The organism is Streptomyces sp. NPDC048295, from assembly GCF_040652135.1.
Classification (GTDB): Bacteria; Actinomycetota; Actinomycetes; order Streptomycetales; family Streptomycetaceae; genus Streptomyces.
Map to the genome: position 1 here is coordinate 206,131 of NZ_JBEZLL010000007.1, position 19,324 is coordinate 225,454.

The following is a 19,324-nucleotide window of genomic DNA, read 5'->3' on the forward strand; positions in this document are numbered from 1 at the left end:
CTAGCCGATGAACCCATGTATAACGCAGCACCCGGCAGTTGGGAAGGGCGCTGCTGACGTGGCGTCAGATTCATCCATGGGCCGAGGTCCGGCCATGACATATGTCATGGCGAAGTCCGTACACACACATCTGCCGGGGACCCCGGCCGCCTCCGTAGCGTCATGTCCATGAAGCAGACAACGGGGAGCGGAGCCGCGGTGGTCCTCACCGGGGCGGTCAGGACCTTCGGCCGGGCGGGCGGCGGTGTGCGGGCCGTGGACGGGATCGATCTGTCCATCGGCCGCGGCGAGACCGTCGCCCTGCTCGGCCGCAACGGCGCGGGCAAGTCCACCACCATCCGGCTGCTGCTGGGCCTGGACCGGCCGGACTCCGGCACGGTGCGGGTGCTGGACCGCAGCGCCGAGCGCGCGGTGCTGGACGGACTGGTCGGCGCCATGCTCCAGGACGGGCAACCGATCCAGCGGGTCACCGTCCGCGAGCTGATCACCTTCGTCGCCTCGACCTATCCGAAGCCGATGCCGGTGTCCGAGGCGCTCTCCCTCGCGGGCGTGAGCGCGTACGCGAACCGGCGCGTCGACAAGCTCTCCGGCGGCCAGACCCAGCGCGTCCGCTTCGCCGTCGCGCTGGCCGGCAATCCCGAGCTGATCGTGCTGGACGAGCCGACCGCCGCCCTGGACGTGGAGGCGCGCCGCGCGTTCTGGGAGTCGATGCGGGCCTACGCCCGGCGCGGCAACACCGTCCTGTTCTCCACCCACTACCTGGAGGAGGCCGACGAGAACGCCGACCGGATCGTCGTCGTCGACCGGGGCCGGATCGTCGCGGACGGCACCGGCGACGCGATCAGGAGCTCGGCCGGCAGCAGTCTGGTCTCCTTCGACCTGGCGGGCGGGCCGACCGAGGGGCTGGAGCTGCTGCCCGGCGTGGTCGCCGTCGAGGTGTCCGGGGACCGGGCGCTGCTGCGCACCGACGACTCGGACGCCACCGTCCGCGAGCTGGCCCGCCTCGACGCGATCCGCGGCCTCCAGGTCTCCCGGGCCACGCTGGAGGACGCGTTCCTCTCCCTCACCGCACCGGCCGCCGCTCCGCCCGCAACCGAATCCGAGAGGGAGAACGCCTGATGTACCGCTACATCGTGCTCGAAGTCCGCCGGACCCTGCGCGACGGCTTCTTCCTGATCTTCGGGACCGGGATGCCGGTGATGATGTACCTGCTCTTCACCAACATCGGCGGCGGCAACGACGTCGACGGGTGGAAGACCGCCTCGATGGTCGGCATGGCCGCGTACGGGGCGCTGGGTTCCGCCATGTCGATCGGTACGGGGGTCGCCTCCGACAAGACGCTCGGCTGGCTGGACCAGCTGCGGGTCACCCCGCTCGCCCCTGCGCAGGCGGTCGTGGGCCGCGCGATCAGCGGTTCGGTGACGGTGCTGCCGACGATCCTGACGGTGCTGCTGGCCGGCGGGCTGCTCAACGGGGTGCGGCTGGACGCCTGGCAGTGGATCACGCTGGCGCTGCTGCTGTGGATCGGCGCGCTGCCGTTCACCCTGCTCGGCCTCGGCAACGGCTACCGGCTCACCCCGCAGGGCACCGGGGTGGTCAATGTGGCCTCCCTGATGGGCTTCGCGATCGTCGGCGGGCTGTGGTTCCCGCTGGAGCTGCTGCCCGGGTGGCTGCGCTCCATCGGCAGGTTCACCCCGGCCAACCGGTTCGCCGACCTGGGCTGGGCCACCACCGAGGGGCACGCGCCCGGCGCCGGCACGATCGCGGTGCTGTGCGGATGGCTCCTGCTGTTCGGTACGTACGCCGTGGTCTCGTACCGTCGGTCCGCGAGAACCGTGTGACAGGAGGGGACATGGCCGGGAACCGGACGGATGCGTGTGCGGACGGGCGGCCGCGCCCGTGGCGGCGCCGGCGCGGTAAGGGCGAGGAGCGGCGCCCCGGCCCGCCGGGACCGTACACGATGCTGCCCTGGCTGCTGATGGGGATGGGCGCCTTCTCCAATCTCTTCCAGGGCGAGGCGCCCAATCCCTGGCTCGGCGGTATCGGACTGTTCGCCTTCAACTCCCTCTACGTCTCCGTGGTGTTCCGCGGATTCGACAGGAAGAAGCGCGAGAGCCCGGTGTCGTACTGGCTGCTCGCCGCGATGACGGCCGTCACCCTCGCACTGGCGATCGGCTACGGCGGGAGCTGGCTGCTGTTCTTCCCGCTGCTCTCGCTGGCCTGCGGCTCCATCCTGCGCGAACGGCAGCTGGCGTTCGGGGTGCTGGGGCTCGCCGCGGTCGCGACCCTCGTGGCGGTGTGGCGCGGCCACGGCAGCTCGGACCCGTGGACGATCGGTTACGGCACCTTCATCTCGGGTGCGGTGACCGCCGCGATCCTCACCCTCGCGGAGACCGTGATGGAACTGCGCGCCACCCGGCAGGAGCTGGCCCGCACCGCTGTCGAGAAGGAGCGGCTGCGCTTCTCCCGCGATCTGCACGACCTGCTGGGCCACACCCTCTCCGTGATCGTGGTCAAGTCCGAGGCCGCACGCCGGCTCGCGCCGCGCGACATGGACGCGGCGCTCACCCAGGTCGCCGACATCGAGTCCGTCGGCCGTCAGGCCCTCACCGAGATCCGCGAGGCCGTCACCGGCTACCGGGAGGGCAGCCTGGCCACCGAGCTCGACCGGGCCCGGTCCGCGCTGACCGCCGCCGGCATCGAGCCGGTGCTCCGCCGCTCGGGACCACCTCTCGCCCCGCAGACGGAGGCGCTGCTGGGCTGGGTGGTGCGGGAGGCCGTCACCAATGTCGTACGCCACTCCCACGCGACCACCTGCTCGTTCGTGCTCGACGGCACGGCCGAACGGGTCCGGCTGACGGTGACCGACGACGGCAGCGGCCCCGATCCGGACGCCCCGGTCACACCCGGTATCGGCGGCACCGGGCTGACCGGGCTCACCGAGCGCCTGGCCGCGTCGGGAGGCAGCCTCCGGGCAGGCCCGGGGCCGGGAGGCGGCTTCGTGGTCACGGCGGAACTCCCGGCGGACGGGCCGGGCCTGGCGGACGAGGACACCGGGACGCCGCAGGATCACCGTCCGGCCCGGATGCCGGGGTCATGAGCGGGTAATGATCGAGGACCGCGACTGTCACCGGAGCCGGGAGCGGTGCATGATCGCACCTTGTGAAGGACGACTCGGACGTCATATGCCCCCGGTGCGACGCGGTGCTGACGACACCGGACGACCGGTTCAGCACCTGGTGCGCGGCCTGCGACTGGAACGTCGATCCGATCGGCCCCGTCGGCATCCCGAAGGACAGGGCCCGCGAACTGGCCCGCCACGAACGCGCGTTCCGCCGGATGGCGGCTCACGGACCGGACGCCTCGCCCTCGGGTGCCGCCGTGTACGGCGCACTCGTGCTCGCCACCGCCGTCAATCTGGCCACCGCGGCTCTGGTGGCAACCGGGGTGTGGCTGCTGATCACCGGCACCCTCCCGCAGCGGATCCTGGGCGCCGTCGAGCTGCTGGCCACCGTGATGCTGTTCCCACGCCCGGCACGGCTGCCCAAGCACACCGTCGACCGCGCCACCGCACCCGCGCTGCACGCGATCGTCGAGCGGATCAGCGGCGAACTCGGCACCCGGCCACCCGACTTGATCGCCTTCGACGCGCGGTACGGGGCCCGCTGGGCAGCCGTCGGAATGCGTCGCCACCGGGTGCTCGTTCTGGGCCTGCCGCTCTGGGAGACCCTCGCTCCGGATCAGCGGATCGCCCTGCTCGTCCGTGAACTCGCCCACGCGGCGGCCGAAGCAGGGCCACGCTCCCGCTGGATCCGGTCGGCTCTGGACTCGCTCGCGGGCTGGGAGAGCCTCCTCCGTCCCGATCCCGCGCGGTCGGACCTGGTTCCCGACGCGCACCACGCCGTCACGGGCGGCCGACAGGCGAGCAACATCGCCCATGTGGGCGAGATGCTCGCCCGACCGCTGCTGGGGCTGCTCGCCCAGGGCGCCCAACTCCTCCACGCGCTGCTGCGCAGGCTGGACGGTCGCTGCGTAGGCCATGCATACCGGGCGGACCGGACGGCCGCCCGGATCGCCACCGCCGGCTCCGCGGAGAGCCTGCTGCGGGCCCTGCTGCTGGAGGAGCCGGCCCTCCTCGCTCTGGAGCGCCTCTCCCGGGGCGGCGACGACCTGTGGGAGATGCTGCGCGGTTACCTCGCGTCGGTCCCGGACACCGAGCGAGCGCGTCGGCTCCGTCTTTCGGAACTTCGGGGCGACACGTCCGGCAGCGGGCAGCCGCCCACCTGCTTGCGCATCCGGTTCGTCCAGGCACTCCCCCGCACGGAGCCGGTCCTCACCATGACCGGCACCGAGGCCCGGACGGTCGACCTGGAGCTGGCGCCCGTCCGGTCGTCGATCGGCAGGGAATGCCGGCAGAGGCCGTAGCCGGGCGGGGACGAAGCTCCGCGATACACCGTGTGCCCCGGGCCACGCCCTAACCTGTTCTCCGTGAACGAGATGCCGCAGGATCACCGCCCCTCCGCGTCCGTACGGGTCCTGCTCGCCGAGGACCAGGGCATGATGCGCGGGGCGCTGGCCCTGCTGCTCGGTCTTGAGCCGGACATCGAGGTCGTGGCGCAGGTGGCCGCCGGGGACGAGATCGTGGCCGCCGCGCTGGTGTCCCGCCCCGACGTGGCGCTCCTGGACATCGAACTCCCGGGCCGCAGCGGGCTGGACGCCGCCGCCGATCTGCGCGAGGAGGTGCCGGACTGCCGGGTGCTGATCCTCACCACCTTCGGCCGCCCCGGCTATCTGCGCCGCGCGATGGAGGCCGGGGCGGCGGGGTTCCTGGTCAAGGACGGTCCCGTCGAGGAGCTGGCCACCGCGATCCGGCGGGTGCTCGCGGGCGAGACGGTGATCGACCCGGCGCTGGCCGCCGCCGCGCTCGGCGCCGGGCCGAGCCCGCTGACCGCGCGGGAGCGGGACGCGCTGAACGCCTCGGTGGACGGGGCGACGGTCGCCGACATCGCGGCGAAACTGCATCTGTCCGAGTCGACGGTGCGCAACTACCTGTCGTCGGCGATCGGCAAGACGGGTACGCGCAACCGCATGGAGGCGGTGCGGGCGGCTCGGCAGCAGGGGTGGCTGTAGGGCGTGCGGCCCCTCGCCTCAGCGCCGGTCCGCCCGGTGGCGGGGCAGCCAGAGCGACATCAGCAGCAGCCCGCCGATCAGGACCGTGCCGGCTGTCCGGAAGGCGAGGGCGTAGCCGGCCGTGAGTGCCTCCGGGCCGGTGCCGCCCGCGGTGCGTGCCGCCGCGACGGTGGAGAGCACGGCGAGACCGAGCGCACCGCCCATCGTGCGGGAGGTGTTGACGAGACCGGAGACCAGACCGGCCTCGCCGGGGGCCGCGCCGGTGAGGGCCAGCGAGGCGAGCGGGGTGGACGCCAGCCCCGTACCGGCCATCATCAGGACGCCGGGCAGGCAGACCGAGGTGAGGTACGCGCCGTCGGCGCCCATCGTGGACTGCCAGCCGAAGCCGGCCGCGCCGATCGCCGTGCCGATGAGCGCCAGGTTCTTCGCGCCGGTCACGGCCATCACCCGGGGCGCGCACTTCGAGCCGAGCACGACGGCCAACGACGTGGGCATCAGGGCGAGTCCGGCCTCCAGCGGGGTGTAGCCCAGCACGGCCTGGGCGTACACGGTCATGAAGTACCACATCGAGAACGTCGCCGAACCGATCACGAGCATCGCCGCGTTGGCCGACGCCACCGCCCGCGCCCCGAGCACCCGGAGCGGCATCAGCGGTTCCGCCGTCCGGGCCTCCACCGCCACGAAGACGCCCAGCAGGGCCACCCCGCCGAGCAGCGGTGCCAGGGTCGCCGTCGCGGTCCACCCCGCCACCTCGGTCTGCACGATGCCGTAGGCGACGCAGGCGAGGCCCACCGTGACGAGCACCGCACCGGGGAGGTCGATCCGCCGCCGCCCGCCGGTCCGGCCCTCCACGAGCCGGACGGCGGCACCGGCCAGGACGAGTACCCCGATGGGCACATTGATCAGCAGGACCCAGCGCCAGGAGAGCAGGTCGGTGAGGACTCCGCCGATCAGCCCGCCGGCCGCGCCGCCGCCCGCGCCGACGGCCATCCAGGTGCCGATCGCCTTCGCCCTGGCCGGGCCCTCGGGGACGGCGGTGGTGAGCAGGGTCAGGGTGGCGGGGGCGAGCACGGCGGCGCCGAGTCCCTGCGCGGCCCGGGCGGCGAGCAGCTGCCAGCCCTCCTGGGCGAGCCCGCCGGCCAGGGAGGCGGCGGTGAACAGGCCGAGGCCTATGAGGAACATCCGCTTGCGGCCGTATATGTCCGCGGCGCGTCCGCCGAGAAGCATGAATCCGGCGAAGGCGATCGCATAGGCGTTGAGCACCCACTGGAGTCCTGCCGCGCTCATCCCGAGGTCGGAACGCATCGACGGCAGGGCGACGTTGACGACGGACACGTCGAGCACGACGAGGAACTGGCCGACGCAGGCGGCGAGCACCGCCGCCCAGGTGCGGGTACTGGTCCGCTGTCGCGGCGGCGCGGGCGTCTTGACGTCGGACATGCCCGTCATACTCGCACCCGCGCCGCGCCCCGTACATCGGAATTCGGGCGTCGCTCCGCCCCGCGATGCGCCGCGTCCGACGCCGCACGCCGGTCCACCAGGGACGACGGGAGAGCACCTACCGCCGCAGCAGCGTCACCACCGCCGCTCCGCCGAGCCCGATGTTGTGGGCCAGGCCGACCCGGGCGTCCTTCACCTGCCGGTCCCCCGCCTCGCCCCGTAGCTGCCAGGTCAGTTCGGCGGTCTGGGCGATTCCGGTGGCGCCGAGCGGGTGCCCCTTGGAGATCAGCCCGCCGGACGGGTTGACCACCCAGCGGCCGCCGTACGTGGTGGCGCCGGACTCGACGAGCTTCCCGGACTCGCCCTCGCCGCACAGTCCGAGCGCCTCGTAGGTGAGGAGTTCGTTGATGGAGAAGCAGTCGTGCAGTTCGATGACGTCCAGGTCGGCGGCCGAGAGCCCCGAGGCGTCGTAGACCTGCCGGGCGGCGGCCCGCGACATCGGCAGGCCCACCGCGTCGATGCAGGTCCCCGAGGCGAAGGAGTCGCCGGTGTCGGTGGTCATGGCCTGGGCGACGATCTCCACCGCCCGGTCGCCCAGGCCGTGGCGCTCGACGAAGCGCTCCGACACGACGACGGCGGCGGCCGCGCCGTCGGAGGTGGGTGAGCACTGGAGCTTGGTCAGCGGGCTGTGGACGGGCTTCGCCGCGAGTATCTCCTCGACCGTGTACGGGTCCCGGAACTGGGCGTACGGGTTGTTCACCGAGTGGCGGTGGTTCTTGGCGCCGACGGCGGCGAGCTGCGCCTCCGTCGTCCCGTACCGCGCCATGTGCTCGCGGGCCGCGTTGCCGAAGATCTGGGCGGTGGGCGGGTTCATCGCGAAGCCGTGGGCGGCGGCCATGACCCCGTAGTGCCGGGCCACGGGCGAGGTCTTGAAGTCGGCCGCACCGCCGTCCGCGCCACCGCCGCCGAGGGCGCCGCGCGTCATCTTCTCGAAGCCGAGCGCGAGGACGCAGTCGCTGCCGCCGCCCTCCACGAACTGCCGGGCCGTCATCAGGGCGGTGGAGCCGGTGGCGCAGTTGTTGTTGACGTTGTAGACGGGGATCCCGGTCAGGCCGAGTTCGTACACCGCGCGCTGGCCGGCGGTGGAGGGCTGGAAGCAGTAGCCGACGACGGCCTGCTGGATCTGCCCGTACGCGAGGGAGGCATCGGCGAGCGCGGCCGTGCCGGCCTCCTTCGCCATGTCCCAGTACTGCCAGTCGCGTGTCTCGGGCTTCTCGAACTTCGTCATCCCGACACCGAGGACGTACGCCTTCATGAGCTTCATGGGCTTCGCGTGCTGGGTGGGCTTCATGGCAAGTCCCTTCAATCGCGCGGGAGGCCGAGGATGCGCTCGGCGACGACGTTGAGCTGAACCTGGGTGGTGCCGCCCGCGATGGTCAGGCAGCGGGACATCAGGAAGCCGTGCAGGGCCCGCTCCGCCGGCCCCTCGCCGGCCGCGCCCGCCGGGCCGAGGAGTTCGAGGGCGAGTTCGGCGACCTTCTGCTGGTGGGTGGTCTGGACGAGCTTGCGGACGGAGGCTCCCGCCCCGGGTTCGAGACCGGAGACCTGCCGCATCGTGGTCCGCAGCCCGATGCAGCCGAGGGCGTGGGCCTCGGCGGCCAGCGCCCCGATGCGGGCCCGGCAGGCGCCGTCGAGTTCGCCGGAGCGGGCGATCAGCGCCTCCAGGCCGGTGTCGAAGGTCATCTGGTCGGCCATGTGGACGCGTTCGTTGCCCAGGGTGTTGCGGGCGACCCGCCAGCCGCCGTCGGGCTCGCCCACGACGGCGTCGGCGGGCAGCAGGACGTCGTCGAAGTACACCTCGTTGAAGAGGCTGTCGCCGGTGATCTCCTTCAGCGGCCGGATGTCGATGCCCGGGGTGTTCTTCATGTCGACGAGGAAGTAGCCGATCCCCTGGTGCTTGGGGGCGTCCGGGTCGGTCCTGGCCAGCAGGATCCCGTGGTCGGCCCACTGGGCGGCGCTCGTCCACACCTTCTGGCCGTTGATCCGCCAGCCCTCCTCGGTCCGTTCCGCCTTCGTGCGCAGCGAGGCGAGGTCGGACCCCGCACCGGGCTCCGAGAACAGCTGGCACCACAGGAGTTCGCCGCGCAGGGTGGGCAGCAGATAGCGCTCCTGCTGCTCGGCCGTGCCGTGGGCGATGAGCGAGGGCACCACCCAGGTGGCGATGCCGAGATCGCTCAGCTTCACCCCCTGCTCCGCCAGCTCCTGCTGGATGGCGAGTTGTTGCACGGGGCCGGCGCCCAGGCCGTAAGGGGCGGGGAGGTACGGGGCGGCGTAGCCGGTCGGCGCGAGGACACGGCGGGCGGCCCTGGGGTCGAGGCCGCGGGCGGCAGCGACGGCCTCGCGCGCGGCGGCCCGGTGGGCGGCGGCCCCGGCGGGGAGTTGTTCGAGGGCAAGCCCGCGGCGTGCCCCGCCCTCGGCCAGCCGGACGGCCCGCAGCCGGTGGGTGTCGCCGGTCCCCAGCAGCTGCCGGGCCACCAGGGCCCTGCGCAGATACAGATGGGCGTCGTGCTCCCAGGTGAAGCCGATGCCGCCGAGGATCTGGACGCAGTCCTTGGCGCAGCCGTACGCGGCGTCGAGGGCGTCCGACGCGGCGAGGGCGGCGACCATGGACCGTGCGTCCGCATCCGTCTCCTCGTCGGCGGCGCGGGCCGCGTCCCACGCCAGCGCACGGGCCCGCTCGACCCGTACGAGCATGTCGGCGCAGAGGTGCTTGACGCCCTGGAACTGCCCGATGGGGCGGCCGAACTGTTCGCGGACCTTGGCGTGTTCGGCGGCGGTTTCCAGCGCCCTGGCCGCGGTTCCGCAGGCTTCCGCGGCCAGGAGCGCGGCGGCGAGGTCGCGGACGCGCGTGGTGTCGGTCCGTACGAGCCGGGCGGCGGGGACGAGCACCCCCTCGGCGTGGACCCGGGCGGTGGGCCGGGTCGGGTCGGCGCCGTGGTGCGGGCGGGCGGTCAGCCCGTCGGCGGCGGCGTCGACGGCGAACCAGAGGGTTCCGGTGGCCGATTCGGCGGGCAGGAGGAGGAGATCGGCGTCGGCGCCGGAGAGGACGGGCGGTGCGGTGCCGTCCAGTAGATGGCCGTCCTCGCTCTCGACGGCGGTGAGGGTGCCGGGGCCGAGGGCGACGGCGCCGATGCGCGTTCCGTCCGCGAGCCCGCGCACCAGCTCGTGCGACCCCGCCGCGTGCAGTACGGCGGAGGCCAGGGAGCTCGACAGGTACGGGCCGGGGAGCGCGGCCCGCCCCGCCTCTTCGAGGACCACGGCCAGGTCGAGGAGCCGGCCACCGCCTCCCCCGTGTTCCTCGGGCAGATGGACGGCGAGCAGCCCCTGTTCCGCGAGACCGTCCCAGTACCCGGGGCGTACGCCGGGGGCATGAGGGGCGTCCGCGTCGAGCAGCTTGCGGATCTCCTGCGGCGGTACGGCGCGCGCCAGCCAGCCTCGTACGGACTGCGCCAACTCCCTGTGTTCTTCGGTGATTCCGATGCCCATGCGGATCCTCGCCGGTCGCAGCCACTGGAACGGCGCAAGAGTAGAACACGTTCCATTCTGACGGAAGGTCAGATACGGACCGGATCTCCGCACCCGCCGATCCGAGTGCGCCGTCGTGCCCCCGTTCGCACCTCGTTCACCGGAATACCGCGAACACCTGGAAGGTTTCAGCCTGCACGCAGTTGGCGGCCGGCGCAGCCCGCCCGCCGCACCCGCACGCCTCTTCACACCCTCGATCACGCCGCCCGGAGGCCGCACGCATGCCAGAGACGACGAACGGACAGCACACCGGGGAGCTCCCCGATCCGCGGCCGCGCAGGGCGGGCGGCGGTGTCGTCCCCGTGCTCGCCTTCGCGGGCATCACCGTCGCGGTGATGCAGACCCTGCTCGTCCCCGTCATCAAGGACCTGCCCGCCCTGCTGCACACCGACCCGTCGAACGCCACCTGGGTGATGACCGCGACACTGCTCGCGGGAGCCGTCGCCACCCCGATCATGGGACGGCTCGGCGACCTCTACGGCAAGCGGAGGATGCTGCTCGCCAGCCTTGCCGTGATGGTGGTCGGCTCCTTGATATGCGCCTTCACCGACACACTCGTGGTCATGATCTCGGGGCGTGCGCTCCAGGGCTTCGCCATGGGCGCCATCCCGCTGGGCATCGGCATCATGCGCGACGAACTGCCGCGCGAGCGGCTCGGCTCGGCGATGGCGCTGATGAGCTCGTCGATCGGGGTCGGCGGCGGACTGGCGCTGCCCGCCTCCGCGCTGGTCGCCCAGCACGCCGACTGGCACACCCTGTTCTTCGGCGCGGCCGGGCTCGGCGTGCTGTCGATGGCGCTCACCGCCCTGGTCGTACCGGAGACCACGCTGCGCGCCCCCGGCCGGTTCGACGTGACCGGCGCGCTGGGGCTCTCGCTCGGACTGGTCTGCCTGCTGCTGCCGATCACCAAGGGCAGCGACTGGGGCTGGACCTCGGGCAGCACGCTCGGGCTGATCGCCGCCGCGCTGGTGATCCTCGTCCTGTGGGGCCTGTTCGAGCTGCGCAGCCCGGCCCCGCTGGTCGATCTGCGGACCACGGCCCGGCGCGAGGTGCTGCTCACCAACCTCTCCTCGATCATGGTCGGGGTCGCCTTCTACGCCGTCTCGCTCGTCCTGCCGCAGCTGCTCCAGCTGCCGGCCTCGACGGGGTACGGGCTCGGGCAGTCGATGGTGGTCGCCGGGCTGTGCGTGGCGCCGCTCGGGCTGACGATGATGCTCGTCGCCCCGCTGTACGCCCGGCTCTCCGCCCGCCGGGGCCCCAAGGTCTCGCTGATGCTCGGCATGCTGATCATCGCGATCGGCTACGGGGCCGGGCTCGGGCTGATGAGCGCCGCCTGGCAGACCGTGGTGATCGCGGTGATGCTCGGCGCCGGCATCGGGCTCGCCTACTCCTCGCTGCCCGCGCTGATCATCGGGGCCGTCGACCCGTCGGAGACCGGCGCGGCCAACGGCCTCAACACCCTGATGCGGTCGATCGGTACGTCGGTGTCGAGCGCCGTGATCGGCATGGTGCTGGCGAACACCTCGGTGCACACCGGCGGGGCCGTGCTGCCCTCGATGGAGGGGTTCCGCATCTCGTTCCTGATCGCGACGGGTGCGGTGGTGATCGGTCTGGTGCTGGCCTCGTTCCTGCCGTCGCGGCGCGAGGCGATGCGCCCGGTGCTGCTGGCGAGCAGCGACGAGGACGCCCCGGCGCCCGCCGCCTCCCGCCCCGTCGCCCGCTCCGACGGCTTCCGCGGCCGGGTGCTGGACGGGGACGGCGCCCCGGTGGCCCGCGCCAATGTCACGCTGATCGACCACCGGGGCCGGCAGGCCGGTCTCACCGTGGCGGACGAGGACGGCCACTACACGCTGGCCGTCCCGCACGGCGGCAGTTTCGTGCTGGCCGGGTCGGCCACCGGGTACGCGCCGAGCGCCCGCCCGGCCGTCCACCCGGGCGACGGCCTGCCCGTCGGCACGGACCTGGTGCTGACGGTCAGCGCACTGGAGCGTCGAACCGCGGTGTCGTCGTGAGCAGATGAGAGACGTCCGAGCCCGCCGGGAGCTCCTGCGGCTGCGCGCCGCGGGTGAACAGCCGGGCGGGCCGGGCGCCCTGCACCCGGGCCTGACGCCCGTCGACCCGCAGCCACGACCCCTCGCGCAGGCCGAGCACCGGCACGTCGTTCTCCTCCAGGAATTCGGTGAGCCGCTCCTCGCGGGTCTCGCCCTTGTGGGTGCTGGCCGGGTCCGGGTCCAGGTAGTGCGGGTTGATCTGGAACGGGACGAGGCCGAGCGTCTCGAAGGACGGCGGCTGCACGATGGGCATGTCGTTGGTGGTGCGCAGGGTGGGCGCCGCCATGTTCGTCCCGGCGCTGGCCCCCATGTACGGCAGCCCGCTTCGCACCGCCTCGGTCACGGCGTCCCGCAGACCGGTCCGGTACAGGGCGCTCAGCAGCCGGAAGGAGTTGCCGCCGCCGATGAACACGGCGTCGGAAGCGGCGAGTTCGGCGACCGGGTCGGCGTTCTCATGGACCCCGCGCACGGTGATCCCGGACGGCGCGAGGGCCTCGCGGACGCGTGCGGTGTACGCGGTGTAGTCGGCGAGCGCGTAGGGGACGAAGGCCAGCCGGGCGCCGGAGGGCAGGAACGCGGTGACGGTGTCGAGGGCGTGTTCCAGGTAACCCCGGCCGTACTGGGTGGAGTTGGAGAGCAGCAGCAGATTCATGGGGTTCCTCTTGGTTCTCTTCCGGGTCATCGGTCGGTACGGGGACGTCGGGTGCGGGGTTTCGGGCGCTGCGGAGGGTGGGTGAGCCGCTTCTCCAGCAGCTGCGCCGCGTGGCGCAGCGCGTCGAGCCGGTCGTGCGGCGCGCCCGCGAAGAGTTCCTCGGCGCCGCCGAGGCTGAGGCTGCCGTACGGTTCGCGACCGAGGAAGACCGGTACGGCGACGGTCGCGATGCCGGTGTCGTACTCGCCGACCGTCCAGGCGTAGCCCTGGGCGCGGACCTTGAGGAACTCCTCCTCCAGCCGGTCCGGGTCGGTGACCGTCCGGTCGGTGAACCGGGCCATCGGGCGGCCCCGGAAGAGCCGGTGGCGCTGCTCGTCGGGGAGGTACGCGTAGTACGACTTGCTGGTCGCCCCGGCGTGCGCCGGGTAGAGCTCGCCGACCAGGGGGTAGTAGCGCAGCGGCCCGGCCACGCCCTCCTCGGCGGCGACGCACCGCATGTGGAAGCTGTCCGGCAGGCAGAAGAGCACGGTGTCGCCGGTGACCCGGCACAGCTCCTCCAGGACCGGCCCGGCCAGCAGCTCCAGGGATCCGGAGCGCTCCCAGAGCCTGCCCAGGCGCAGCACGGCGGGGCCGATGCGGTAGCGGCGGGTGGCCGGGTCGGAGACCAGGAAGCCGCGGCCGGCGAGGGTGGCGAGCAGCCGCTGGGCCACCGAGGTGTCCCAGCCGAACTCCTCGGCGACCTCGGTGACGCCCCAGTCGGGTCTGGTCCGCTCGAAGGCGAGCAGCACGAGGAGCGCCCGGTCGACGGTTTGCAGGGCTCCGGCGGGGGTGCGCCGGTCCAGATCGAAGTCCGCCATCGTCATCTCACCATTCAGACCTGAATTGCAAATAACGGGAAACAGTTGCGTTCAACGCTATCCGATCCCGAATGTGGCCTCAGCACCCCGCCCCGCGCTTCCCCAGTCGAGGGCCTCGGCCCGGGTGCCCGGATGAGCGAGAAAGTAGGGCCCCCATGTTGAAGTACGTGCTGGACATCGTCGATCTGCTGGACGATCCCCAGGTCAATGGCAAGACGGTCGTCGAGTACCTCGACTCCGTGAGCGGGACCGAGGGCTCGTCCGCGAAGGTCACCACGGTCGCCGGCGAGCAGGGTTCGACGGACTTCGTGATGGTCCGTATTCCGGGCTCCCACGGGCGTACGTCCGGTGGCAGCGCCCGCACGCTGGGCGTGGTGGGCCGGCTCGGCGGCATCGGCGCCCGGCCCGAGGTGACCGGCCTGGTCTCCGACGCCGACGGCGCCGTCTCGGCCATCGCCACCGCCGCCAAGCTGCTCGACATGCGCCGCCGCGGCGACGTGCTGCCCGGCGATGTGATCGTCGCCACCCACATCTGCCCGAACGCGCCGACCGAGCCGCACGACCCGGTGCCGTTCATGGGCTCGCCCGTGGACATCGCCACCATGAACCGCCACGAGGTGACCGGCGAGATGGAGGCCGTGCTCTCCATCGACACCACCAAGGGCAACCGGATCATCAACCACAAGGGCCTCGCCCTGTCGCCCACCGTCAAGGAGGGCTGGGTGCTGCGGGTCAGCGAGCAGCTGGGCGAACTGCTGGCCGTGGTGACCGGTGAGCCGTTGGTCACGTACCCCGTGACCACGCAGGACATCACCCCGTACGGTAATGGGGCACACCACATCAATTCGATCCTGCAGCCCTCCACCGCGACGGCCGCCCCGGTCGTCGGTCTGGCCGTCACCTCGGCCGCCGCGGTGCCGGGCTGCGGTACGGGCGCGAGCCACGAGACGGACATCGCGTCCGCCGCCCGCTACGCCGTGGAGGTCGCCAAGGCCTACGGCAGCGGCCAACTGGACTTCCACGACGCGGTGGAGTTCGACAACCTCGTCAGCCGCTACGGGTCGCTGACGCACCTGCAGACCTTCGGCCGTACACCCCAGGAGTCCTGATGGCAGCCACCCCGCAGGCCGAGGCCGTGGCCCCCGAGGCCAAGAACATCGGCAGCGACGACTACGCGCTCTCCCGCGTCCCGCGCGACAAGCGGTTCGGCTTCTGGTCGATGCTGCTCCAGTGGCTCGCCCAGTCGGGCTCGATCTCGCAGTTCACCCTCGGCGCCACCATCGGCGTCGGCATGACCTTCGGGGACGCCTTCCTCGCCTTCACGCTCGGCGCGGTGATCCTGGAGATCGTGATCTTCGCGATCGGCCTGGCCGGTATGCGCGAGGGCCTGGCGACCCCGATGCTGACCCGCTGGGTCGGCTTCGGCCGCAACGGCTCGGCGCTGGTCAGCTTCGTCATCGCGGTCAGCCTGGTCGGCTGGTTCGGCGTCCAGAACACGATCTTCGGCAACAGCGTCTCGGCGCTGGTCGGCGGCCCGTCCTGGATGTGGTGCGTGCTGGCCGGTATCGCCATCACCGCGCTGGTGATCTTCGGCTTCAAGTACATGGCCGTCTTCGCCAAGATCGTGACGCCGCTGTTCTTCGCGATGGTCGCCTGGTCGATCGTCTCGACGCTGAAGGACCACTCGCTGAGCGAACTGATCCACTCGCCGCCGCCCGGCCAGACCATCCCGCTCGCCGTCGCCGCCACCGCCATCGCGGGCGGCTACATGACCGGCGCGATCGTGTCCCCGGAGATGACCCGGTACAACCGCAAGGGCTCGCACGTCTTCCTGCAGAGCGCCTCGTCGATGATCCTCTCCGAGTACATCGTCGGCCTGACCGGTGTGCTCCTCGGCCACCTGGTCAAGAGCAACGAGGTCTCGCACATCGTGCTCTCCACCTCGGGTGCCTTCGGTGTGATCGTGGTCCTGATGTCCACCGCCAAGATCAACGACTGGAACCTGTACGGCTCCTCGCTCGGCGTCGTCAACTTCTTCCAGGTCGTCTTCGGCAAGCGGATCCACCGCGGCGCGGTCACGATCGTCCTCGGCATCGCCGGCACGCTCCTGTCCGCGGTCGGGATCATGACCCACTTCACCGAGTTCCTCTCCATCCTCGGCGTCGCGATCCCGCCGATCGGCGGCATCATCGTGGCCGAGTACTGGGTCGTGAAGCGGATGCGCAAGCCGCTGGACGACACCCGGGAGTCCGAGACCCTGCCGAAGACCTCGCCGACCTGGGTACCGATGTCCATCGCCATCTGGATCGCGGCGTTCTGCGTCGGCAAGTTCTACGAGGGCGGCATCCCGGCCCTGAACTCCCTGGCCACCGCCTTCATCCTGTACAGCGTCCTCGGCCTGCTGGGCTGGGTGAAGCCGTACGGCACCTCCACCCTGGACGACGAGGACGCCGCCCCCGCCGCCCGTGCGACAACCACTGTGGGAGCAGCATGACCACCCCCGACCCCACCACCTCGTTCGTCCCGGCCTCCGACGAGGCGCAGGACGAGGTCGTCGAACTCTGCGCCGAACTGATCAGGTTCGACACCTCCAACCCCACCAGCGACGAACGGGCGAGCGCCGACTGGGTGGTGGGCCGCCTCGCCGAGGTGGGCATCGAGTCCGAACTGGTCGAGTCCGCCCCGGGCCGGGCCAATGTCATCGCCCGGATCGCCGGTACCGACCCGGAGCGCGGTGCCCTGCTGGTCCACGGCCACCTGGACGTGGTCCCCGCCGACGCCTCCGAGTGGCAGGTCCCGCCGTTCTCCGGCGAGATCCGCGACGGCTACCTGTGGGGCCGCGGCGCGATCGACATGAAGGACACGGTGGCCGTCATGCTGGCCACCGCCCGCCACTTCGCCCGTACCGGCACCAAGCCGTCCCGCGACCTGGTCCTCGCCTTCCTCGCCGACGAGGAGGCGGGCGGCAAGTTCGGCGCCCACTGGCTGGTCGAGCACCGCCCGGAGCTGTTCGCCGGGGTCACCGAGGCGATCGGCGAGGGCGGCGGCTTCTCCTTCGCCATCGACGACACCCGCCGTCTCTACCCGATCGAGAACGCCCAGCGCGGCATGGCCTGGATGGAGCTCACCGCCACCGGCCGGGCCGGCCACGGCTCGTCCCCCAACGACGAGAACGCGGTCACCGACCTCGCCGAGTCGCTGGCCCGCATCGGCCGCGAGACCTTCCCGGTCCGCCTGATCGAACCGGTCCGCGCCCTGCTCGAAGAGGCCGCCCGCCTCTACGGCGTCGAGTTCGACGAGAACGACATCGAGGGCAGCCTGGAGCGGCTGGGCCCGGTCTCCGACTTCATGCAGGTGGTGCTCCGCAACTCCGCGAACCCCACCATGTTCGACGCCGGCTACCAGACCAACGTCATCCCCGGAAAGGCGACCGCCCGGGTGGACGGCCGCTTCCTGCCCGGCCACGAGCAGGAGCTGGTCGACACCATCGACAGGCTGCTGCTGCCCTCGGTCACCCGCGAGTGGGTCAACCACGACATCGCGATGGAGACCACGTTCGACGGCCCGCTGGTCGACGCCATGTGCGAGGCCGTGCGCGCCGAGGACCCGGACGGCCACCCCGTCCCGTACTGCAACCCGGGCGGCACCGACGCCAAGGCATTCACCCACCTCGGCATCCGCTGCTTCGGCTTCAAGGGCCTCAAGCTCCCGCACGACCTGGACTACGGCCGCCTGTTCCACGGCGTGGACGAGCGCGTCCCGCTGGAGGGCCTGCGCTTCGGCGTCCGCGTCATGACCCGACTCTGGCAGAGCTGCTGACCTCCATATCGCATCCCTGCCAGGGGCGCCCGACCCGGGCTCACCCCTCGTACGCCCCCGCCGACACCTTCGGCGGGGGCGTACGGCACGATGGGGCGCCGTCGAACGCGTAGCGCTCATCACCGCCCCCACCAGGAGGAACCGTGCCCGCCGAGTCCGCCGTCGAGCCGTCGCCCGAGATTCTCGCCGCCTTCCGGGCCGCCAAGGGCTTCATGCCGGAGGGCGAGGGGCTCGCGCTGTACGCGGCCGCCACCGGGGCCGCCGCGCTGGGACTGCCGGTCCTGGAGGTCGGCACGTACTGCGGGCGCTCCACGATCCTGCTCGCCGACGTGGCGCGGGCGGCCGGGGTGACGGCGCTCACCGTCGACCACCATCGCGGCAGCGAGGAGCAGCAGCCCGGCTGGGAGTACCACGACCCGACCGTGGTGGACCCGGAGGTCGGCCGGATGGACACGCTGCCGACCTTCCGCCGGACCCTGCACGCGGCGGGCCTGGAGGACCACGTCGTGGCGCTGGTGGGACGGTCCCCGCAGGTCGCGGCGGTCTGGGGCGGGAAGCTCGGCTTCGTCTTCATCGACGGGGGTCACACCGACGAGCACGCGAACGGCGACTACGAGGGCTGGGCGCCGCATGTCGCCGAGGGCGGGCTGCTGGTGATCCACGACGTCTTCCCGGACCCCGCGCACGGCGGCCAGGCGCCGTACCGCGTCTATCTGCGGGCGCTGGAATCAGGGGCTTTCACCGAGGTCTCGGTGACGGACTCGCTGCGGGTGCTGCGGCGCACGGGCCCGGGAATCTGAGGCGGGCCCCGGACCGCCCGGATAGCATCGCGTGGTGCCGTACGACGAGAGTGTTCCCCCCATCCGGCGCCGCCGGTCCCTGCTCGCCGCCACCGCGCTCACGACCGTGTGCCTGAGTGCCGCGGGCTGCGGGGCGGGCGATGTCGGTGCCGGAGCGCCGGCCCGGCCCGGCCCGAGCGGCGGTTCCGCCACCGTGTCGCCGTCGCCCTCGCCCTCGGCCCCGCCCCCGAAGAGCGCTCCGACGCCGGCGCGGACGTCCCCCTCCCCCACCCGGTCCGCACCGCCCGCGGGCGGCAACTCCGGTCCGCTGTCGGGCAGGACCGTCGTCATCGACCCCGGGCACAACCCGAACAACCACCTGCACACCCGCGAGATCAACCGCCAGGTGGACATCGGCACCACGCACAAGGAGTGCGACACCACCGGGACGTCGACCGACTCCGGTTACGCGGAGGCCCGGTTCACCCTCGATGTGTCGCACCGGCTGCGCACACTGCTCCGGGCGCAGGGCGCCAAGGTCGTGCTGACGTACGACAACGACCGCCCGTACGGGCCGTGCGTGGACGAGCGGGCCCGGATCGGCAACCAGGCGCGGGCCGACGCGGTGGTGTCGGTGCACGCGGACGGTTCCGCGGTCGGCAACCGCGGTTTCCATGTGATCCTCCCCGGGCCGGTGCGGGGCGGGGCGGCGGACACCTCGAAGATCGTCGAACCCTCGCGCGACCTCGGCACCCGGATCGCGGGGCTATTCGTCCGCGCTACCGGAAGTGCGCCTTCCAATTACGTCGGCGGCAATACCGGATTGGATGTTCGCAAGGACCTGGGCGGACTTAATTTGTCGACCGTGCCCAAAGTGTTCATCGAATGCGGCAATATGCGTGATCCGAAGGATGCCGCCCTGCTCACCAGCGCGGGCTGGCGCCAGAAGGCGGCACAGGGCATTGCCGATGGCATCAGCAGCTACCTCAACGGGTAGCAAGAGGTTGTTCT

The 19,324-nt window shown here is 72.1% G+C and carries 16 protein-coding genes; 11 read left to right on the forward strand and 5 right to left on the reverse strand.

What is annotated here, in order from left to right; all coding sequences use genetic code 11:
- Nucleotides 1–198 precede the first annotated feature (198 nt).
- The 5 genes from AB0D53_RS13150 to AB0D53_RS13170 all read left to right on the forward strand — a co-directional run bounded on the left by AB0D53_RS13150 (nucleotide 199) and on the right by AB0D53_RS13170 (nucleotide 5,130).
- On the forward strand, nucleotides 199–1,119 hold the full coding sequence (locus AB0D53_RS13150) for an ABC transporter ATP-binding protein (RefSeq protein ID WP_362444831.1): 921 nt from the start codon (nucleotides 199–201) through the stop codon (nucleotides 1,117–1,119).
- Nucleotides 1,119–1,841, forward strand: a complete 723-nt coding sequence (locus AB0D53_RS13155; RefSeq protein WP_362444424.1) for an ABC transporter permease — start codon at nucleotides 1,119–1,121, stop codon at nucleotides 1,839–1,841. Before AB0D53_RS13150 ends, AB0D53_RS13155 begins: the two co-directional genes overlap by 1 nt.
- 11 nt (nucleotides 1,842–1,852) lie before the next feature.
- Complete coding sequence (locus tag AB0D53_RS13160) at nucleotides 1,853–3,100, forward strand: histidine kinase (RefSeq protein ID WP_362444427.1); 1,248 nt, start codon at nucleotides 1,853–1,855, stop codon at nucleotides 3,098–3,100.
- Nucleotides 3,101–3,162: 62 nt separating this feature from the next.
- Nucleotides 3,163–4,425, forward strand: coding sequence for a M48 family metallopeptidase (locus AB0D53_RS13165; protein ID WP_362444430.1), 1,263 nt, complete (start codon nucleotides 3,163–3,165; stop codon nucleotides 4,423–4,425).
- Between the two features lie 72 nt (nucleotides 4,426–4,497).
- Nucleotides 4,498–5,130: a response regulator transcription factor gene (locus tag AB0D53_RS13170; protein ID WP_362444834.1), complete on the forward strand. Its 633-nt coding sequence runs from the start codon at nucleotides 4,498–4,500 to the stop codon at nucleotides 5,128–5,130.
- Nucleotides 5,131–5,148: 18 nt separating this feature from the next.
- Here the strand turns inward: AB0D53_RS13170 and AB0D53_RS13175 are convergent, their stop codons facing one another.
- The 3 genes from AB0D53_RS13175 to AB0D53_RS13185 form a co-directional block, all read right to left on the reverse strand.
- On the reverse strand, nucleotides 5,149–6,579 hold the full coding sequence (locus tag AB0D53_RS13175) for an MFS transporter (RefSeq protein ID WP_362444433.1): 1,431 nt from the start codon (nucleotides 6,577–6,579) through the stop codon (nucleotides 5,149–5,151).
- 109 nt (nucleotides 6,580–6,688) lie between these two features.
- Complete coding sequence (locus AB0D53_RS13180; RefSeq protein WP_362444837.1) at nucleotides 6,689–7,885, reverse strand: lipid-transfer protein; 1,197 nt, start codon at nucleotides 7,883–7,885, stop codon at nucleotides 6,689–6,691.
- 47 nt (nucleotides 7,886–7,932) lie between these two features.
- A complete protein-coding gene (locus AB0D53_RS13185) occupies nucleotides 7,933–10,116 on the reverse strand; it encodes an acyl-CoA dehydrogenase (protein WP_362444436.1) in 2,184 nt (727 codons plus the stop codon).
- A gap of 260 nt (nucleotides 10,117–10,376) precedes the next feature.
- On the opposite strand from AB0D53_RS13185, the gene AB0D53_RS13190 reads away from it, so the two are divergent.
- A complete protein-coding gene (locus AB0D53_RS13190; protein WP_362444439.1) occupies nucleotides 10,377–12,167 on the forward strand; it encodes an MFS transporter in 1,791 nt (596 codons plus the stop codon).
- Here the strand turns inward: AB0D53_RS13190 and pepE are convergent.
- On the reverse strand, nucleotides 12,130–12,858 hold the full coding sequence (pepE, locus tag AB0D53_RS13195; protein WP_329816216.1) for a dipeptidase PepE: 729 nt from the start codon (nucleotides 12,856–12,858) through the stop codon (nucleotides 12,130–12,132). The genes AB0D53_RS13190 and pepE overlap by 38 nt on opposite strands.
- A 26-nt stretch (nucleotides 12,859–12,884) precedes the next feature.
- Nucleotides 12,885–13,715, reverse strand: a complete 831-nt coding sequence (locus AB0D53_RS13200; protein WP_329816217.1) for an IclR family transcriptional regulator — start codon at nucleotides 13,713–13,715, stop codon at nucleotides 12,885–12,887.
- Nucleotides 13,716–13,870: 155 nt separating this feature from the next.
- Here AB0D53_RS13200 and AB0D53_RS13205 point away from each other — a divergent pair, with 155 nt between their 5' ends.
- From AB0D53_RS13205 to AB0D53_RS13225, 5 genes are all read left to right on the forward strand, one after another.
- A complete protein-coding gene (locus tag AB0D53_RS13205; RefSeq protein WP_362444444.1) occupies nucleotides 13,871–14,824 on the forward strand; it encodes a DUF1177 domain-containing protein in 954 nt (317 codons plus the stop codon).
- Nucleotides 14,824–16,209: a cytosine permease gene (locus AB0D53_RS13210; RefSeq protein WP_362444447.1), complete on the forward strand. Its 1,386-nt coding sequence runs from the start codon at nucleotides 14,824–14,826 to the stop codon at nucleotides 16,207–16,209. The genes AB0D53_RS13205 and AB0D53_RS13210 overlap by 1 nt, the downstream gene beginning before the upstream one ends.
- Nucleotides 16,206–17,534, forward strand: coding sequence for a M20/M25/M40 family metallo-hydrolase (locus AB0D53_RS13215; protein ID WP_362444450.1), 1,329 nt, complete (start codon nucleotides 16,206–16,208; stop codon nucleotides 17,532–17,534). Before AB0D53_RS13210 ends, AB0D53_RS13215 begins: the two co-directional genes overlap by 4 nt.
- Before the next feature lie 212 nt (nucleotides 17,535–17,746).
- Nucleotides 17,747–18,334, forward strand: coding sequence for a class I SAM-dependent methyltransferase (locus AB0D53_RS13220; protein WP_362444840.1), 588 nt, complete (start codon nucleotides 17,747–17,749; stop codon nucleotides 18,332–18,334).
- Between the two features lie 34 nt (nucleotides 18,335–18,368).
- Nucleotides 18,369–19,310 carry an N-acetylmuramoyl-L-alanine amidase gene (locus AB0D53_RS13225; protein WP_362444453.1) on the forward strand — a complete coding sequence of 314 codons (942 nt, stop codon included), beginning with the start codon at nucleotides 18,369–18,371 and terminating at the stop codon, nucleotides 19,308–19,310.
- Nucleotides 19,311–19,324: the final 14 nt, after the last annotated feature.

What these genes read in the sequence shown, in the direction of transcription:
- AB0D53_RS13175 (WP_362444433.1), bottom strand. Translation starts at nt 6,579, where the DNA reads ATGACGGGCATGTCCGACGTCAAGACGCCCGCGCCGCCGCGACAGCGG.
- pepE (WP_329816216.1), bottom strand. Translation starts at nt 12,858, where the DNA reads ATGAATCTGCTGCTGCTCTCCAACTCCACCCAGTACGGCCGGGGTTAC.
- AB0D53_RS13220 (WP_362444840.1), top strand. Translation starts at nt 17,747, where the DNA reads ATGCCGGAGGGCGAGGGGCTCGCGCTGTACGCGGCCGCCACCGGGGCC.
- AB0D53_RS13205 (WP_362444444.1), top strand. Translation starts at nt 13,871, where the DNA reads ATGTTGAAGTACGTGCTGGACATCGTCGATCTGCTGGACGATCCCCAG.
- AB0D53_RS13170 (WP_362444834.1), top strand. Translation starts at nt 4,498, where the DNA reads ATGCCGCAGGATCACCGCCCCTCCGCGTCCGTACGGGTCCTGCTCGCC.
- AB0D53_RS13210 (WP_362444447.1), top strand. Translation starts at nt 14,824, where the DNA reads ATGGCAGCCACCCCGCAGGCCGAGGCCGTGGCCCCCGAGGCCAAGAAC.
- AB0D53_RS13155 (WP_362444424.1), top strand. Translation starts at nt 1,119, where the DNA reads ATGTACCGCTACATCGTGCTCGAAGTCCGCCGGACCCTGCGCGACGGC.
- AB0D53_RS13215 (WP_362444450.1), top strand. Translation starts at nt 16,206, where the DNA reads ATGACCACCCCCGACCCCACCACCTCGTTCGTCCCGGCCTCCGACGAG.
- AB0D53_RS13180 (WP_362444837.1), bottom strand. Translation starts at nt 7,885, where the DNA reads ATGAAGGCGTACGTCCTCGGTGTCGGGATGACGAAGTTCGAGAAGCCC.
- AB0D53_RS13200 (WP_329816217.1), bottom strand. Translation starts at nt 13,715, where the DNA reads ATGGCGGACTTCGATCTGGACCGGCGCACCCCCGCCGGAGCCCTGCAA.
- AB0D53_RS13190 (WP_362444439.1), top strand. Translation starts at nt 10,377, where the DNA reads ATGCCAGAGACGACGAACGGACAGCACACCGGGGAGCTCCCCGATCCG.
- AB0D53_RS13185 (WP_362444436.1), bottom strand. Translation starts at nt 10,116, where the DNA reads ATGGGCATCGGAATCACCGAAGAACACAGGGAGTTGGCGCAGTCCGTA.
- AB0D53_RS13160 (WP_362444427.1), top strand. Translation starts at nt 1,853, where the DNA reads ATGGCCGGGAACCGGACGGATGCGTGTGCGGACGGGCGGCCGCGCCCG.